Source organism: Arcobacter sp. 15-2 (genome assembly GCF_047159865.1).
Taxonomy (GTDB): domain Bacteria; phylum Campylobacterota; class Campylobacteria; order Campylobacterales; family Arcobacteraceae; genus JAIOSF01.
In genome coordinates, this window is record NZ_AP038804.1 from 246,713 (window position 1) to 263,541 (window position 16,829).

Annotated in this window: 20 protein-coding genes; 4 read left to right on the forward strand and 16 right to left on the reverse strand. The window is 27.8% G+C overall.

Annotation, left to right across the window (positions count from 1 at the left end):
• Positions 1–3 precede the first annotated feature (3 nt).
• Genes ACMCMH_RS01285 through ACMCMH_RS01310 form a run of 6 tightly spaced genes read right to left on the reverse strand, consistent with a single transcriptional unit; the run spans position 4 to position 6,155 of the window.
• Positions 4–1,344 (reverse strand): murein hydrolase activator EnvC family protein, encoded by a 1,341-nt coding sequence (locus tag ACMCMH_RS01285; RefSeq protein WP_412726315.1) that lies wholly within the window; start codon positions 1,342–1,344, stop codon positions 4–6.
• Entirely contained in the window at positions 1,341–2,147 is an 807-nt protein-coding gene (locus ACMCMH_RS01290) for a cell division protein FtsX (RefSeq protein WP_412726317.1), read from the reverse strand. The genes ACMCMH_RS01285 and ACMCMH_RS01290 overlap by 4 nt, the downstream gene beginning before the upstream one ends.
• Positions 2,134–2,796 (reverse strand): cell division ATP-binding protein FtsE, encoded by a 663-nt coding sequence (locus ACMCMH_RS01295; RefSeq protein ID WP_412726319.1) that lies wholly within the window; start codon positions 2,794–2,796, stop codon positions 2,134–2,136. The genes ACMCMH_RS01290 and ACMCMH_RS01295 overlap by 14 nt, the downstream gene beginning before the upstream one ends.
• Positions 2,793–3,956 carry a tRNA (guanosine(46)-N7)-methyltransferase TrmB gene (trmB, locus tag ACMCMH_RS01300; protein ID WP_412726321.1) on the reverse strand — a complete coding sequence of 388 codons (1,164 nt, stop codon included), beginning with the start codon at positions 3,954–3,956 and terminating at the stop codon, positions 2,793–2,795. The genes ACMCMH_RS01295 and trmB overlap by 4 nt, the downstream gene beginning before the upstream one ends.
• The gene (locus ACMCMH_RS01305; protein ID WP_412726323.1) at positions 3,956–5,242 is read right to left on the reverse strand and encodes a fibronectin type III domain-containing protein; all 1,287 of its coding nucleotides are present in this window, start codon (positions 5,240–5,242) and stop codon (positions 3,956–3,958) included. Before ACMCMH_RS01305 ends, trmB begins: the two co-directional genes overlap by 1 nt.
• Positions 5,190–6,155: an RluA family pseudouridine synthase gene (locus ACMCMH_RS01310; protein WP_412726325.1), complete on the reverse strand. Its 966-nt coding sequence runs from the start codon at positions 6,153–6,155 to the stop codon at positions 5,190–5,192. The genes ACMCMH_RS01305 and ACMCMH_RS01310 overlap by 53 nt, the downstream gene beginning before the upstream one ends.
• A gap of 19 nt (positions 6,156–6,174) precedes the next feature.
• On the opposite strand from ACMCMH_RS01310, the gene ACMCMH_RS01315 reads away from it, so the two are divergent.
• Genes ACMCMH_RS01315 through ACMCMH_RS01325 form a run of 3 tightly spaced genes read left to right on the forward strand, consistent with a single transcriptional unit; the run spans position 6,175 to position 7,752 of the window.
• Positions 6,175–7,284 (forward strand): FtsW/RodA/SpoVE family cell cycle protein, encoded by a 1,110-nt coding sequence (locus tag ACMCMH_RS01315; protein WP_412726327.1) that lies wholly within the window; start codon positions 6,175–6,177, stop codon positions 7,282–7,284.
• A gap of 43 nt (positions 7,285–7,327) precedes the next feature.
• Complete coding sequence (locus ACMCMH_RS01320) at positions 7,328–7,519, forward strand: hypothetical protein (protein WP_412726329.1); 192 nt, start codon at positions 7,328–7,330, stop codon at positions 7,517–7,519.
• A complete protein-coding gene (locus tag ACMCMH_RS01325) occupies positions 7,516–7,752 on the forward strand; it encodes a hypothetical protein (protein ID WP_412726331.1) in 237 nt (78 codons plus the stop codon). Before ACMCMH_RS01320 ends, ACMCMH_RS01325 begins: the two co-directional genes overlap by 4 nt.
• Here ACMCMH_RS01325 and ACMCMH_RS01330 read toward each other — a convergent pair.
• The 9 genes from ACMCMH_RS01330 to ACMCMH_RS01370 all read right to left on the reverse strand — a co-directional run bounded on the left by ACMCMH_RS01330 (position 7,732) and on the right by ACMCMH_RS01370 (position 13,729).
• Positions 7,732–8,430: a M48 family metallopeptidase gene (locus tag ACMCMH_RS01330; protein WP_412726333.1), complete on the reverse strand. Its 699-nt coding sequence runs from the start codon at positions 8,428–8,430 to the stop codon at positions 7,732–7,734. The genes ACMCMH_RS01325 and ACMCMH_RS01330 overlap by 21 nt on opposite strands.
• On the reverse strand, positions 8,405–8,902 hold the full coding sequence (locus ACMCMH_RS01335; RefSeq protein ID WP_412726335.1) for an HIT family protein: 498 nt from the start codon (positions 8,900–8,902) through the stop codon (positions 8,405–8,407). Before ACMCMH_RS01335 ends, ACMCMH_RS01330 begins: the two co-directional genes overlap by 26 nt.
• Positions 8,903–8,916: 14 nt before the next feature.
• The gene (locus tag ACMCMH_RS01340; protein WP_412726337.1) at positions 8,917–9,246 is read right to left on the reverse strand and encodes a hypothetical protein; all 330 of its coding nucleotides are present in this window, start codon (positions 9,244–9,246) and stop codon (positions 8,917–8,919) included.
• Positions 9,243–9,584: a hypothetical protein gene (locus ACMCMH_RS01345; RefSeq protein ID WP_412726339.1), complete on the reverse strand. Its 342-nt coding sequence runs from the start codon at positions 9,582–9,584 to the stop codon at positions 9,243–9,245. Before ACMCMH_RS01345 ends, ACMCMH_RS01340 begins: the two co-directional genes overlap by 4 nt.
• Before the next feature lie 9 nt (positions 9,585–9,593).
• Positions 9,594–10,442, reverse strand: coding sequence for a prephenate dehydrogenase (locus ACMCMH_RS01350; protein WP_412726341.1), 849 nt, complete (start codon positions 10,440–10,442; stop codon positions 9,594–9,596).
• Between the two features lie 14 nt (positions 10,443–10,456).
• The gene (smpB, locus tag ACMCMH_RS01355) at positions 10,457–10,939 is read right to left on the reverse strand and encodes an SsrA-binding protein SmpB (protein ID WP_412726343.1); all 483 of its coding nucleotides are present in this window, start codon (positions 10,937–10,939) and stop codon (positions 10,457–10,459) included.
• 28 nt (positions 10,940–10,967) lie between these two features.
• Positions 10,968–11,537, reverse strand: a complete 570-nt coding sequence (locus ACMCMH_RS01360) for a ribonuclease HII (RefSeq protein ID WP_412726344.1) — start codon at positions 11,535–11,537, stop codon at positions 10,968–10,970.
• Between the two features lie 3 nt (positions 11,538–11,540).
• The gene (locus ACMCMH_RS01365; RefSeq protein ID WP_412726345.1) at positions 11,541–12,587 is read right to left on the reverse strand and encodes a chemotaxis protein CheX; all 1,047 of its coding nucleotides are present in this window, start codon (positions 12,585–12,587) and stop codon (positions 11,541–11,543) included.
• 68 nt (positions 12,588–12,655) lie between these two features.
• Complete coding sequence (locus ACMCMH_RS01370; RefSeq protein ID WP_412726347.1) at positions 12,656–13,729, reverse strand: ATP-binding protein; 1,074 nt, start codon at positions 13,727–13,729, stop codon at positions 12,656–12,658.
• A gap of 108 nt (positions 13,730–13,837) precedes the next feature.
• On the opposite strand from ACMCMH_RS01370, the gene ACMCMH_RS01375 reads away from it, so the two are divergent.
• A complete protein-coding gene (locus ACMCMH_RS01375; protein WP_412726349.1) occupies positions 13,838–14,584 on the forward strand; it encodes a ferredoxin-thioredoxin reductase catalytic domain-containing protein in 747 nt (248 codons plus the stop codon).
• A gap of 18 nt (positions 14,585–14,602) precedes the next feature.
• Here the strand turns inward: ACMCMH_RS01375 and ACMCMH_RS01380 are convergent, their stop codons facing one another.
• The gene (locus ACMCMH_RS01380) at positions 14,603–16,798 is read right to left on the reverse strand and encodes a cyclic nucleotide-binding domain-containing protein (protein ID WP_412726351.1); all 2,196 of its coding nucleotides are present in this window, start codon (positions 16,796–16,798) and stop codon (positions 14,603–14,605) included.
• Between the last annotated feature and the right edge of the window lie 31 nt (positions 16,799–16,829).

Here is a 16,829-nt window from a genome sequence, read left to right on the forward strand (position 1 = left end):
AAATTATTTCACCCCTTTTATGAGTTTAAGGGGATCGATATATTTGCTATTTTTTGTTGCTTGAAACTCTAAGGTATCACTTACTCTACCAACAACATAACCTTTTGGTATCCATTTACCAGCTTTTAAAGTTGGTGAGATTTGATCAAGGTGTGAATAAATTGTATGCAGATTATTTTTATGTTTTACAATTACAACATTTTCTAATAATCCAGAATTTTGCTTCGCATAAACAACTTGTCCTTTAAATACACTAAAAACTTTTGCATTTGGTATCTTTGTTTTTAAGGCTACAGACTCATTAAAAAGTTCCATCTTGTAAACTGCGTCATAATACTTTCCAAATCGCTTTGTTATAGTATATGATTTCAGGGGAGAGATAGTTGTACTACCATAGTATTTTGATATTTTCACCCCTTTAGCAGAAGAACCTATTTTTCTCACTTCTAAATCAATCTCTTTATCAAAGTCATCCCTTTTTTTGATTTTGATCTCTTTTGATTGTTTTTTTTGCTTGAGTAACTCTCTTTTTTTAGCTGCTAAAGCTGCTTTTTCTTTTTTAATTCTTGCTAATTCTTTTTTTCTTGCCAACGCTTTTGCTTTTTTGATTCGTAACTCTTCAGCTTTGATCTCTTTTTTCTTCAAAATATTTAAACTACCTAATAAGTCTGTAATTTTATTTTGTTTTTCAATAAGCTTTTTCAAATTATTCTGATATTTTTTATGTTTATTTTTTAAAGATGCAAGTGTTTTTTCTTGTACTTTTTCTAAACCAGTATATTGTTTTTTAACATCATTTTGTTCTTGAATATATTTATTTAAAGCTTTGATTTTTTTCTCATTATCTCTGATCGAACTATTAACCTTCAGATATTTAATATTTAGATTTATTATCTCTTGACGCGTATTATCAAAAACTAATGTATAAAGTTCCTTGTTTATAATATCATTAATATTTTTTTTATTAATTTGCTCTACACCCATACTCATAGAGTACTTCTCAACAACAAAATCAATAACATCCTTTTCCATTTTTTCTTTCATCTGCTTTAATTGTTCAGACCTATTGGTAAGCTGTTTTACTTTTGAGATAGCACTTGATAACTTCATTCGATTGAGTAAGAGTTTTGTATTTGTAGATTCTAAAATAGAAACAACTTTTTTGTATGCTTCTTCCTCTTTATTAATAGTATTTGCAAGTTTATTGATATTTTTATTGATACTGCTTTTTTTTTGCTGAACAGATTTAATTTGCTTTTTATTTTTATTAATTTTGTTATTTATATCATTTATTGATCCATATGATATAGAAAAAAGTAGTAAAAATGCTAAAAAAAGTTTCATTGTAATTTATATTTTACCAATAAACCAAAAAAAGTAATAAGAGGAATAATTATAGACAAAGAAAATATTTGTAAAATCTCCATCTCCATACTTAAAACTGATGGGATAAGAGTCATCACTTCTGGTTCTAGTATAAGATGAATATTATTAATAATTACAAATAACATACCGCTTGCTAATATACTTGAAACTAAAGCACTTAATAATATAGTTTTAATAATAGGTATAGAGCTATATATTAAAGACCCCCCATGTAATTGAATAATACTAATACGATCATTATGTTCAAAAAACCATATTTTAATTTGTTTAGATAATAATAATATGGATAATAATAATACAGCACTAAATAAAATAAATATTATATCTTGAACAAGAACTAACAATGAATACAATTTATTATGATTATTTGAAAAAGTTTCTATTTTACTGATATTGGAAATAGTCATTAACTCTTTTCTAATTTGTTCCAATTTTAAAGAAGTAGGAAATTCTTCTAAATATATTTTATAAAAATAAGGTAATTTTTTTTGCAATAAATCAATTGAAGTATCTGATAAATTATCTTTTACCCCTTTAATGATTTTTTCTCTGCTTAATGGTTCAATCTCTTTTACTTTAATCTCTGCAAGTGAATCAATAGATGATATAGGAGTATTTGCAATTATTAAAATTGCATAATCATTAGTAATATTTTGTTTATAATTATCAACAACTTTTGTTACTATTAAATAGATAGAAAACATAAATAGCATAACAACTAAAGGAAAAGTAACAGACAAAAAAGACTTAAGAAGCTTCATATACAACACCCTCTTCTATATTAAATCTTCTATACTTTATACCCATATCCGTTGGTATTCTGTGTGTAACGACAACAATGGTAATACCTAAATGTTCATTTGCATTTTTTAATAATGTCCAAATCATATCAGAAGAATAATCATCAAGATTTCCTGTAGGTTCATCTGCTAATATAATACTTGGATTATGCGCTAATGCTCTTGCTACTGCAACTCTTTGCTGTTCACCACCACTTAATTCAGCTGGATATGCCCCAACTTTATGACTAAGCTTTACATGTTTCAAAAGCTTTTTTACTTGGGCTTTTGATACATCATCTGAATATTTATGAACTTTTAAGGGGAGCATAATGTTTTCTTCAATAGTATAATCTTGGATTAGTTTATAATCTTGAAAAACTATCCCTAAATCTTTTCTTAATGATAATAACTTAGAATAATTCTTTTTTAAAAGGTCATGTTTATTTACAAAAAGATTTCCTTTATAAACTGGAAGTTCACCATATAATGACTTTAGCAGAGTTGATTTTCCACAACCACTCGAACCACTTATAAAAATAAATTCTTTCTCTTTGATTTTAAAATTTACATTTTCTATAATATTTTTTTTATTATCATAAGACAATGTAAGATTTTTGGCTAAAATCATTTTAAAAGCTCCAAAATATTTTGATGTGCTTCTAAATTTACTCGTGTAGTGATTGGTTCACCTTGAAAGTATCTACTATTTCCATTTTCAATATACAGATATTTTGTAACTGGTCTATTAAAACTTCCAAAAGTAACTTTTACTAACAATGCACTATTTCCATCTTTTGTCTTAACATCATACCAATCTTCAAAATTAATCAAATATTCTTTTGATACAATTGCTTTTTTAGGTAAATTATTTTTAATTTTTTCTATGTCATAAATATCAGAAAACGAAAAATCAGTTAAAAATTCTACTTGTTCAGACTCTTCTATGGCACTTATAGTTATATCCCAAATATCTTTTTCTTGACGCTTCCATCTTGCTTCATACTTACTAGTAACATCTAAATCTTTATTTTTAAGTATCTTGTGTGGATACGCTTTAAAGTGTTCCAATAAGGAACTAGAATATTCAAAGTAGTTTGGAGAATCTGTTCGAAGTTCTAATGTACCTGTCACTTTTAATACACGCATACACTCTTCTATAAAACCTATGCTCATAACTCTTCTATGGGGTTTTTTATCCCATGGTACAGGGAAATGAACAAAAACTCTTCCAACAGCATTAGAATCTAAAAACTCCAAAAATAATCGTGCATCATAATTTACAATCAATACATTAGTAATATTTTGTATTTTTAACTGTTTTAAAACTTGTTCTATAGAGGGATAATGAATCTCTAGTCCTATTATCAGTTTATCTGGATTTTGCATTGCTTGATGAAGCAAATGAACCCCACTCCCAAATCCAACTTCAACCCAAATCTCTTTATCTGTTGTAAAATCATTTGCAAAATAATCAATAGTTTTTATATAAGTTTCTTCTGGTTTCATTTTATTATAACTAGAGTTTGTATTTGTAAAAAGTAATTCGCTCTTTGATTCTTTTTCATATTCATTAAGCGCTGTTTTCATAAGACTTACAGGAGTAAGCCTTGTAGCATTATCAAGTTTTATAAGATCATTTCCATTTTTTTCTACTTTTGTTAATAAAAACTCTTTATTCTCAAAGTTGGCACATATTTTCTGATCATATTTTCCTTTAGCAATAAAGCTAAAATTTGAACTATTTTTTATATCTATGTCATTATGCTGTTTTAGTAAAATATGTGGCATTATTTATTTTGACCTTTTAGTTTCACAATTTTTGGTAACATAAGTGTACTTTTATCTGTTGTTTCTGATAATAAACCATGTTTATCTATAGCCTGTAATCTATATTCATATTCGACACCTCTAACTACATCTGGATCTTCAAATCTAATTCCTGCAACATTTGGAATTAATATCTCTTTTGAATTTGTCCAACTTTCTGATGACTTTTTATAAATATTGTATGATACAGTTCTATCATCAGTTGACACCCAATTTAAAATCATTTTATTTCCCTCAATCATCGCTAAAGTCATTTGAGGCATTCTTGGTTTTGCTAAAGTTGACCCCATAACTGGTGTTACTTCATCAATTTTACTTTCTAGGTTATCTTTATCAACTGTTGTTATTTTATAAAAATATATTTTTCCATCCGTACTAATTACATCATCAAATCTATTATCACTTACTGGTGCTGTATATATTTTACTGTAACTTCCCGTTGCACTTGCAGCTCTGTAAATATTGTATGCGATAACATCTTTTGTAAGAGATTTTCCCCATGCTAACTGTATCTTTTTTGGAAGTGTTGTGGTTGCTTCTAGTTTTTTAATTTGTCCTGGCAATGATTTTGTAGTCGCACTTGCAATTGCACTAATATTTGAAATAATCCCATCAAATGTTACTGCTTTAATTCGATACATAAAAATTTGATTATCACCTAAATCATCATCAATATATTCTACATCTAATCGGTTTTTCATAACAGCAATCTCTTCCCATTTTGCCTTTGTAGGAGATGTTCTTTCTATAATATATTGGGCTACTCGAGGATTTGAATGTGGTCTCCATAAGATTTTAATTTGTCTTGGTAAATTACTAATTGATTCTATTAAACTTACTGATTCAAAATTTGGTAAAGTAGATACTATAAGTGCATCACTTGCTCTTGATTCAAAACCTCTTTTTGTAAATAATGCAATTTTATAACCATATTTACTATTCGCGTTTAAATCTTTATCCAAATAATGTGTTACAAACTTATTATCAATTTTTGCAACTCTTTTAAACTTGCCGTCTTCTTGCATATCAGCTCTAATGATATAATAACCAGCAGCTTGTGCAATATCTATTTTTTTCCACTCTAAAGCAATAGCATTAATATCAGAGATATTTTTCATCGAACTAGCATCAATTACTGGAAGAGTAACATCTATTTTTGGTTTTGCTGGTGTTGATATTGTTTGTTGACAACCACTAAATAATACTATTAAACCTAGCGACAATATACTCGTTATTGATTTTTTCATTATCATCTTCCTCGTTAAAATTATTTTTATAAAAATTATCCATATCATCTGGCAATGGAACATTAAAATTCATCTCATCATTTGTTATTGGATGCTTTAAATATAAGCTAAATGCATGTAAATAAACTCTTTTTATTTTATCAGTATTCCCCTTAAATCCATATAACACATCACCCAAGATATGTCTTTGAAGTGATTCTAAATGTACTCTGATTTGATGCGTTCGTCCTGTGTATAATTTTGCAGCAATTAGTTCATATTTTTCATTATTACTCAATGCTAATTTTACAAAAGATGTTTTTGCACTTTTCCCTGATGAAACTAATCCCATTTTTAATCTATTTGATGGATTTCTTCCAATTGCAGCATTTATAGTAGTATCATCTTTTAAAGGAAGATCAGTCAAAGCTACATAAAATCTTCCCATTGTTTTATCTTCTAGTTGTTTTGAAAGTGCTACATGTGCTTCATTTGTTTTTGCAATACACAATAAACCACTAGTCCCCTTATCGATTCTATGGACTATACCATGTCTCTCTTCACCACTAATTGTTGATAAAGAGATATTTTTTTTCTTTAACCAATCAACCAATGTTGCTTCTTTTACTGATGGTGCACCATGAACAATCACTCCTGATGGTTTATTGATAACCATAAAATCATTATCTTCATAAACTATTTCGATATCAAAATCTACATCTAAAGCTTTTTCTTTTACGATTTCTGGTAATTCTACAAAAACTTCTTGTCCTATAGTTAATTTAAGTCCACTCTTTGCTTTTTTCTTATTTGAAACACTTACAAAACCTTTTGTTATCAAATGATCAATTTGATTTCTTGTTTCATTTAGTTGTTCTGTTAAAAACATATCTAATCGCATCTCTTTATGGGCTGTAAACTTTTTATTATTCATATTTGGGTATCATTCTTTCATGGTATATTTTTTTGACAAGCGTATAATTTCACATTTTAATTTTGAATTAGTTATTCTTATATTGCCATTAGCATTTCTTTCACATTTTTTAATTTATGAAACAAATGAAATACTAGCACAAAAACAACTCGTTTATTTTTTTCTGTCATTATTAGCTTTTATGTTTGTATTCATTATACCCTTTAGAAGTTTAAAACAATTTATACCTTTTGTATATTGGTTTGGAATTTTTCTACTTTTGTTAGTAGAGTTTTTTGGTGTAACTAAGTTGGGTGCTGCTAGATGGCTTGAGATACCCCTTATAAATATGACAATACAACCCTCAGAATTATTTAAACCTGCTTTTTTACTTATGATAGGTTTTTTAGTTTCAAATAAACCACCGCCTAAAAGTGGTTATAATATTAAAGACTTTAGCTATTTTTCTTTTTATATTTTGCTTCCTTTTATTTTAATAGCAAAAGAACCTGATTTAGGTACAGCTTTAGTTTTACTACTTATGGGGTATGGAATATTATTTTTAATTGGGATAAACTGGAAAATTATTGTATCTATTTTTTTAGTTTTAGCTATTTCATCACCTTTACTTTATACTTATATGATTAAAGACTATCAAAAAAAGCGTATTCATGATTTTATTAGTGAAGAACCTAGTTATCATGTAAAACAGTCTTTAATAGCAATTGGTTCTGGTGGTATATTAGGTAAAGATAAAGAGAAAGCAACTCAAACAAATTTAAAATTTCTCCCTATCGCAACAAGTGATTTTATTTTTGCATCTTTTGTGGAAAGATATGGTTTCATTGGTTCAATAGGATTAATATTTTTATATCTTCTGCTAATTGTCCATCTTTTGTTGTTGCATAATCATTTTCAAAAAGATTATATGATTAGTGTTTTTGCTAGTGGTTTAGCCCTTTTATTATTTTTGAATATGAGTGTCAATATTTTGATGGTGATTGGTTTTGCACCAGTTGTAGGTCTTCCTTTGCCATTATTTAGCTACGGTGGGAGTTCTTTTATTAATTTTATTATACTGTTTGCTATTTTAGAAAATTTAATTGCATTTCGTTTTATGGATGGATATAGTTTTAATAGAAAATTATAATTTTAGATACATCATTCAGTAAGTTTTAGCTAAAATTGGAACTATGAATACAATAGATATACTAAAAAATAAACTTAATCAACTTTCAAAAGATTTTCAGTTTTTAATAGATGAAAATAAACGATTAAAAACAGAATTAGAAAATCTAAAAGATAAAAATGATCTCTTTACTAGAAATAGTGAAGATCTAATATTAACAATTCACAACAAACTCAAAAGCGAGGATAAAAGTTGAATAAAAATATTACATTCCATATAAATAATGAAGCATATACAATAGATATAGGGGAAGACCCTCACAATCACTTAAGAGATGGTCTAAAAAAATTTTTAACAACAGAAAAAAATCTTAGCACTGCAGAATTACTTTTGGCTTATTTAAGAAAATCTCAAGAGCTTGTAAATCTTCAAGAACAGATTGAAATTGAACTTGAAAATGTACCCTCTCTAGAAAAGCTTACTCTTTAAAGTTATCTCTACTTTTTTATAATCAGGCATATATAAAGAAACCAAATTCCAAAACTTTTTAGAATGATTTTTTTCTTGAATATGGCATAATTCATGAATCACAACATACTCAATGGCTTTTTTTTCAAATTGTAAAAGTTTATAATTTATTGATATATTATTAATATGGCTACAACTTCCCCATCTCCCTTTGGAATAACGATACCCAATTTTATTTGGAAATAATTGTGTTTTGTATGTCCACTCATCAAATATAGGATCAATAACTCTCTGGGCATGAAACTTATAGAATAATTTTAAACCCTCTATAAAATCTTCATAATTAGAGCACTTTGAGTTATATTCAACAATAAAAACCTCATCATTTAATGAAAATTTTACATTTTCCATATTTTCATTTATCTGTAACTTCATAGGATAGTTTACACCTAAAAAAGGAACTACTCCTCCAGAAACAAAATCAAAGCTATTTTTTGCAGGTACTTTTTGTAATGATTTTAATATCCATTCTTGATATTCATAAACAATCTCTTTAAGTTTATGTGATTTAAACTTCAATGGCGTTTTTATGATAATCTCATTTTGATTTTCTAAAGCTAAACTTATTCTTTTTATTTTTTTATTTGTTCTATGAATAAGGGTAAATGAATGGTTACCTAAAGTAATCTGCTGCGACATTTTTTAACTTTTTATAGATTTCGTCCATATCACTACTATAAACTCGTGTTTCGCCAATAGTAGTGATAAAGTTTGTATCTCCTTGCCATCTTGGTACAAGATGTAAGTGTATATGCTCGGCTATCCCAGCTCCTGCTGATTTTCCTAGGTTCATCCCTATATTTACCCCTTGTGCATTCAATACCTCTTTTAACATCTTTACACCTTTTTGCGCAAATATTGACATTTTTGTAAAAACTTTTGGATCTAAATCTTCTAAATTAGCAGTATGATAATTAGGGATAATCATAAAATGTCCAGGACTATAAGGGTATTTATTCATCACAATAAAAAAGTTTTCATCTCTATGTAAAACACCTAAATTTTCATCATCATCTAAAGTTTTTGCAATATGACAAAATACACATCCTGTAATTTGTTTCTTATTACTTGTGATATATTGTGTTCTCCATGGTGCATATAATCTTTCCATTTTTTTCCTTTATCTTATTTTTCGATTTTTTGACTTAATCGTATATGATAGTTGTTTTTTGTTGCAATATTCAGATAATATATTGAACTATTATTTTCATCTACTATTATATCCATTGTGTAGGTAGCATCATTCCAGTCTTGTTTATACTGTTCAATCTCCATCTGATTATGAGTTAAAATATACGACTCTATAGTGTCTTTATATATAATTGCTTGAAGATGTAAGTATTTTAATCTATTAAGATTGGAACTTAAAAGATTTACTTCAATAAAACGAATACTCAAAACACTAAATAACAAAACCAATAAAAGTGTGGTCAAAAGAGCAAAAGAATTTTTCAAAACTTTATCTTCCATTTTTGACAAATTCTGTCACTATATAAACAGATATCAATACTTATAATATCCTGATTGATTATAGTATCATATTTAGAAATATGATCTAATAATAGATTATTATTAAAATACAATTTATTATTTTGATAATTAACTTTTGTTAAATCATATTGTTTACTTAAAAATAATCGTGTTGTTTCTAGCTTTAAATTATTTTCTAAAACAAAATGTTTCTCTTTATTTTGTTCTATTAAAGTATATATCAATTTTGAAGAACCAATTGCAATTATAGAAAATAATAATAAACTCACTATTACTTCTAAAAGTACAATTGACCTTTTCAAAATGCTACTTTATAATATATCGTGTAAACTATTTGCTTTATCCATCCATATACTTAAACTTTCATAATCTTCATCTTGAAGCATCTTCTGCATATCTTGCATTTGTGCCGCATAAAGATCTAAAGATTTTAAAAGATTTTCTCTGTTTTGTCTAAAAATATCTGTCCACATATGGGATGAAGATTGAGCAATACGACTCATGTCACGGAAACCTCCAGCTGCTAGTGTTATTATATTTTCTGGATCTTCATGTGACATAACCGTATTTGCTAAACCATAAGAGATAGCATGAGGAAGATGAGAGATATAACAGGCATGTTTATCATGTGTTGTAGAATCCATCTCTACTATTCTCATTGCTATTGCATTAAATATATTCAGTACTCTTTCTTTGTGAAGATTATCACATATATCTAAATCACACAATACAACAGTTTTCCCTTCATACAAACCATCAATAGCAGCACTAGGACCAAACTTTTCTGTTCCTGTCATAGGGTGTGCAGCAATAAAATTCTTTCGTATACTCTTTGGAATGTTATCAACAATAAGTTTTTTTGTACTCCCAAAATCCATAATAGTAGTATTTGCAGAGATCCCTTCTAAAGTAGGCATAAACTTTATAATGGCATCAACAGGGATACATAGCACTATCACATCACACTGAAGTAATTCATCAAGTTCAACTATTCGTTCTACAAGGTTTAACACTAAGGCTTGTTTTTGATGTTCCTTATTATGATCATATCCAACAACACTAGAAGAGAGATTGTATTTTTTTACAACTTTAGCAAATGATCCACCCATAAGCCCTAAACCTACTATACCAAATTTAAGTTGTTCTATTTTATTATTCATATATAACCTTATTTTTATCTGTTATATTCTTTGAGAACTCTTTGTGTTTCTCTTTTCATACTTTTTGCTTTTAAATCTTCTCTTTTATCATAGTCTTTTTTACCCTTAGCAATACCAATATTTACTTTGAACATATTTTTATCATTAAAATACATTTTAGTAGCTACTATTGTATAACCATCTTTCGTTACTTTTTCAAAAAGTTTATTTATCTGTTTACGATGCATTAAAAGCTTTCTATCTCTGCCCTCTTCTGGACGATATGAGACATGAGTAGTATCTAAATGGGAAATATTCATATTTAATATAAATACTTCATTTTTAATAATTCGTACAAATGATTCTTTAAAGTTCATTCTTCCAGCTCGTATTGCTTTTACTTCACTTCCATGTAAAACAATACCAACTTCAAATATATCTTCTATTATGTAATCATGAAAAGCTTTTTTATTTAAAAACTCTCTAACACTCGTTTTCTTTTTATCTTTTTTTGCCAATGTCGTTCCTTATATATTCGCAATTATATCAAGATATATTTAAACCTTCAAGCTTTTTTATCTTAAATGTTCTTCTATGTATATCACAGTACCCATGCTCTATTATTGCATCTGTATGTACTTTTGTTCCATAGCCTTTATGTTTGTCAAAACTATACTCTGGATACTCTTTAGCTATTTCACACATATATCTATCACGACTCACTTTTGCTAAAATAGAAGCAGCACTCACCTCTTGTATACTAGCATCGGCTTTGATTAAAAAATCTAGATTTTCTATACCAAAAGAGGTATTTCCATCCATTAGGTATTGTTGTGCTTCTATATTTTTCATTATCTCTTTTATGGAGTTTTGCAAACAAAGGCTCAGACCTAGTTCATCTATCTCTTTTGCACTTGTAAATACTATATGATAAATACTATTTTCTTTTATGATATCAAAAAGCTTTTCTCTTTTTTTCTCACTCAATTTTTTAGAATCATCTAACTCTTTTATATCATTTTTTAAAACAACTCCAGCTACACACATAGGTCCTGCAAACGGTCCTCTGCCTGCTTCATCTATACCACATAGATTTGTATGATAATTTTCTCTCATTTGCTATTTTGTGATAAACATATAAAAAGGTTTACCAGACAACTGCATATCCATCCAGATACCATTGTTTTTTCCTATAAAAGAATGTGTTTCTTGAAGTGATTCAAATGTTTTGGGTAAAGTAAACACAATTTTAATACCCTTTCCATCAAATTCAGTTTTTGCATTACCTGTAATAATATTGCAAAACTCACCAACACCATCTTTTAGTGTTGCTATATCATCTTCTTTGACTGTTTCTCCCAGTAAAGCTTCTAGCGCAACTATAGCTATGTCTTTAGGGAATACAAGAGTAAAGTACCCCTCCAAATCTCCCGCAAATGGCATAACAGCACAAATGTTATCTGTTTTTAAATTTGTATCAAATTGTTTAATACTATGAGCTACTTTATGAGCTTCTAGTCCTGTAAATGCAACTAAAGTATCTGCTGCTTTGTTCATAAAAATAGGTAGATTTAAAATAAGGGCTTTGGATAAAGAAAGAGTATTTTTCGAAGATTCTTTTTTTTGCTCTTTTTTTGCTTTATTGAGTGTACTTCTTGTAACAATTATATCATACACTTTATCATTGATTCCTGCTAGCAATTGTTTATTGTCTTTAGCTCGTGTTATTTTATAAGCATAAATACTTAACTCATTGCATAGTTCTATACTATTTGCTTCGTTTTCATCATAAACTAAAATAGAAAGATCTTCTTTAAAAGACTTTGGGTCAAAAAATAGTCTAGCTACTTCAAAATTTTTATACAATCGCATATCTGTTTTTTGAATAGCCAATTTTAAAACACTAAAAAGTTCCGCACTATAATCTATAAAACAAATTTTTATCTCAAGTTTTTGACTCAATGCATCTAAAGCATTAACCAACAATGAGATCTCTTTTGTATTTTTTTTATAAATCATATTTTTTAGTGAAACAAAAACACTTCTTGACTTATGATTTTTAGCTATGTCACACTTTGCAATAATCGAACGCTTTAGTACTCTAATGTTTTCATCATGTATCTCACCTACAAACTCAACCACAACTTGAACTGTTTTATTATCCATTTAATTCTACTTTTTATATTGTTTATAATTTATATTATCATTTTTTTTATTAAACTCTTAATAAGCGATTATAATGACACCGCCCAAACATTAAATGGAATAATATCAGCTTCTATTTCACCCACAAATAAAGTTTGTTCATTATTTACTGTCACGATTGTAATCTTATTTATCTTATAGTTTTCTAATGTTGTTAAAAGTTTTGAAATAATCATCGAAGATATTAAATTATTAAAAAAAGGGATAGCCAATATAATTTCATTTTGTTCGGTCAAATAAAAATCCACATTATCAAGATAATAGATATCGTCATATCGAGTATACAATTCCAAATAAATCATATTTTTAAATAGATTATTAAAATTCTTTTTATAAGAAACGATATCGAGTAAAGCATGATTATGTATATATATTTTTTTTGTTGCTTTTGGTTGATTATACTTTTCACAAAAAAAGATTAACTTATTGTATTCAAATAATTCACAAGTTTTATAAAATCGATCTTTTGAAATTTTTATCTCTTTTTTTAAACTATTAAAAAGTTGAAATAAAGACTTTTTTTCTCCAGCATTTTTAACCAATAAAAATAATATCTCTAGCTGAATCTGATCATCACAATACAACTTACATATTTCATAGTTTCGTAATGCTTTTTTATTTTCCCCATATTCGATACTTTCAGGAAAATTCCCAAATTTCAAAAAACTATTAAAACTATTTGAGGAGTTTTGATGTTTTTTATCAAAAAGTAAGTACTCTTCAAAATCTAATCCACCTAAATGTATTATCTCAAATCCTTCAATGGTGTCTTTTTGTTTTGTAGTAATGATAAGACTTTGAATATTTTTTGGTATCTCTACATCAAACAAAAAGTTTTCGAAAACAACCACTTCAATTTTATTTTGTACTATAAAATCTTGTAAATTTTTAGCAATCTCTTTTGTGTTATTTTTATAATCCTCGAAATCAATATAAAGATACTTATTTGTGTCAAATTGGGAAAGATAATCATATATCAAATAACTTTTTCCACTTTTAGGAGGTCCTAAGATAATAGTATTGTTAGACTCAATAGTTGTTTTTCTTTCATTAAACATCACTTTATTAAAATTTATTTCGTAAATTTGTTCTAATATATTCATACGATATTATAATACACTTCCGCTTTACTCTATAATTAAAAAAATAAGTTAAGTCAATCTTAACTAAATTACTCTACTATTACAAAAACATTATTAGGTAAGAATTAAATGATAAAAATAGACACACAATCACCGGAATTTCAAAAGGAATTTGAAAAAACAAAACTATTTGCACAAAAAGTATGTGAGAGCAGAAACTTAGTTTTTAATCCAATAGAAGAGGTAAACACAAGTACACTGCTAGGGCTTACTAGAAATAAAACAATTTACAATACAAGATTTTGTCCCTGTTTTATGGTTGTAGGGGAAACAAAAGAGGAACAACATAATTCAAACAATAGAATTTGTCCTTGCACTCCTGCAATCGAAAAAGAGATACCTGAAACAGGAAAATGTCACTGTGGTATATTTTGTACTCCACAATATGCACTAGATAATGCTCAAACAAAAGAAGTTCAAAAAGATCAAAGACAACATTCAGAAGGGCTAACTACAGAAGAGTGTAATAAAATTTTAGCACAACCAGATATCAATAACCATGAACTCATTTCACTCCTTGAAGCTCGAGATATAGGGATGATTGATTTTAATCTTATTGATGTAAGAGAATGGATGGAATGGAATCAAAACAGAATAGTTGGAACTGATTATCTAGTACCAACTACATCATTTTACAACGCTTTAAAACAAGTTGAAAATGAAAAAGATAAACCAACTATTGTTTATTGTTACACAGGAAGTAGAAGTGCTTATTGTCAAAAAATGATGCTTGAGATGGGTTGGGCACAAGTATCAAACCACACAAGTGGAATCATACGATATCACGGAGCTAGAACATCAGGAGAAGAGAAGTAACACTTCTCTTTTTATATATTATATAAGATTTTTCACAAGGTCTTGTATTTGTAACTCTAGTTTTTCAAGTATTTTCCATCTTACAATTGGAATATTTTTTATAATTGATTCAGAGATACTATATAAGTGTGTATCTTCTGTAACTTCAAATCGATAAGGAGAGGGATAACTTAACATAGCTGATGCTCCTCCAAAATAATCACTTTTACTTAAAGTTTCAATTACAGTAACATTAATAAGAACATTCACTTTTCCTGAAACTATTATATATAATTTATTATTTTCAAAATCAAATTCACCTTTTTTTATATGAATCTCTTCCATCTCTTCAATAATTGTATTTAAAGTTGAGTAAGTAATCTCTTCTTGAAAAAGATATGTTCTTTGAAGAGTTAAGCTTTTTGAACTTTGCTCAACCATATGTTCTATTAAGTTATGTTTATCAACAAAATTATAAAAAAAATCTGCTGGTATCTCTAACAGTTTTACAAAGTTTTTAGCAACAAAAGTAGATCTTGGAAGCTCATTGGTTAAAGCCATCTTTTCACCTATGATAATTCCTGGTTTTAAAGTTACATTATCGCTTTTATTTTTTTTGATTTTTTCGATCTGTCCATTTATGATCAAATAAACATTTTTTAAATTTTCACCCTCTCGTATAATGATCGCTTCTGGATTAAACTCTACAACATTAAAATTCAAAAAAACTTTTCTTTGATATCTTTTTAACTTTGGAAAATTCGATTTTAAATGAGAATCGATAAGGTCTAAATCATAATTATTTTTTGATGGTATTAAAATATCACTCAAACCAAATAAAGAACCACTTCCTATTCTTTTTTCCTCATGAGTTAGATCATGTGCAGTATGAGCAAGCACAATTTTTGAGGTAGTATCATCGATAAAGTCTTTAGCATTACCATGAATCATCCCTCCCCCAATATCAATTTTTTTCAAGTCAAGACACTGAATATAATGTTGTTTAACTTCATTAAAAAATTGTTGAGAGATACCCATGTCATACTTATGATCAACAACCATTTTTTGTAATACATCAAGATCCATAATATCAGCAAAATGCCCATAAGTTTTGTATCCACTCCCATAGAGAGTTCGAAATACAAAAATAGTTGTTTCTACAGGATGAGGAGAGATATATGGTGCAACTTCTAAACCATCGATATCATTCCATGCATCAAGTTCTAATTCATGAGTTTCAACTAGATTATAAAACTCCGATTCATCGAAACTCAACAAGGCAGATAGTTTTTTTGCGGTTGCAGACATTACTAATTTTGAAGCAAAAAATTTAATTTTTTTATCACTTCGTAATAAGGAAGTGATTCCCCCAATATGGTCATCATGAGTATGTGTTTGAAATACCCCTTCAATCTCATTAATATCTATACTTAAAGCATTTAAAATATGTTTACAATTTGGAACAACATCTACAACATATAACTTACCTTGAAAAGATATAATAGAATTCATAGATGGTCGAGTTATATCCCATCCATCACCTTGACCTGTATGAATTACTGAAAAGTAATCTCGTTCAATCTTATACTGAGGAAGCACATAAGGTGAAGGATATGTTTGATTTGGTTTAAGATTTAGATCGACTTGAACTACTTGATCTTTGTAACTTATTTCAAAAATATTATGCTTTACTCGTTGAATAAAGACATTATCACGAATCTCTACTTTGTCAGTATTTATTATACATTTGTCTATTAAGTTATCAACATTTTTGAGTTCTCCAAAAGCAAATTTTAGTTTCATATTCATCAACTCTTTTGCTTTTGTTTTTTCAATGCCACACTCTTCTATCTCTTTTTGGGAAACCAAACCATAATTACCTCGATAGATATAGTCCATTTGTGCATTAACTTGCGAGTCTGAACCTATTAAAATAGGTTTTAGACCTGTATTATTAGGATGATTTGGAAGAATCATCCCTTGTCTATATAACATTTGTAACACTGAAAATTCAGACATGTTTGAAAATTCACCATTTTGAATCATGGTGTCAGATAAAAGTATTGCATTTGGTCCTGTTTCAAAATTGATGCCATCTTTTGAAATAGTTTCTATAATGTTTTTTTTCATTAAGTGTTTCACACTTTCAGCAGGTGAACCACATTGGATAGAGAGGTTAACTTCTGAAATTTCTACACAATATAAACCATTTATAATACTTGTTTTTTTTATCAAATGATAACCTTTTTATACGCTAATCCGACAT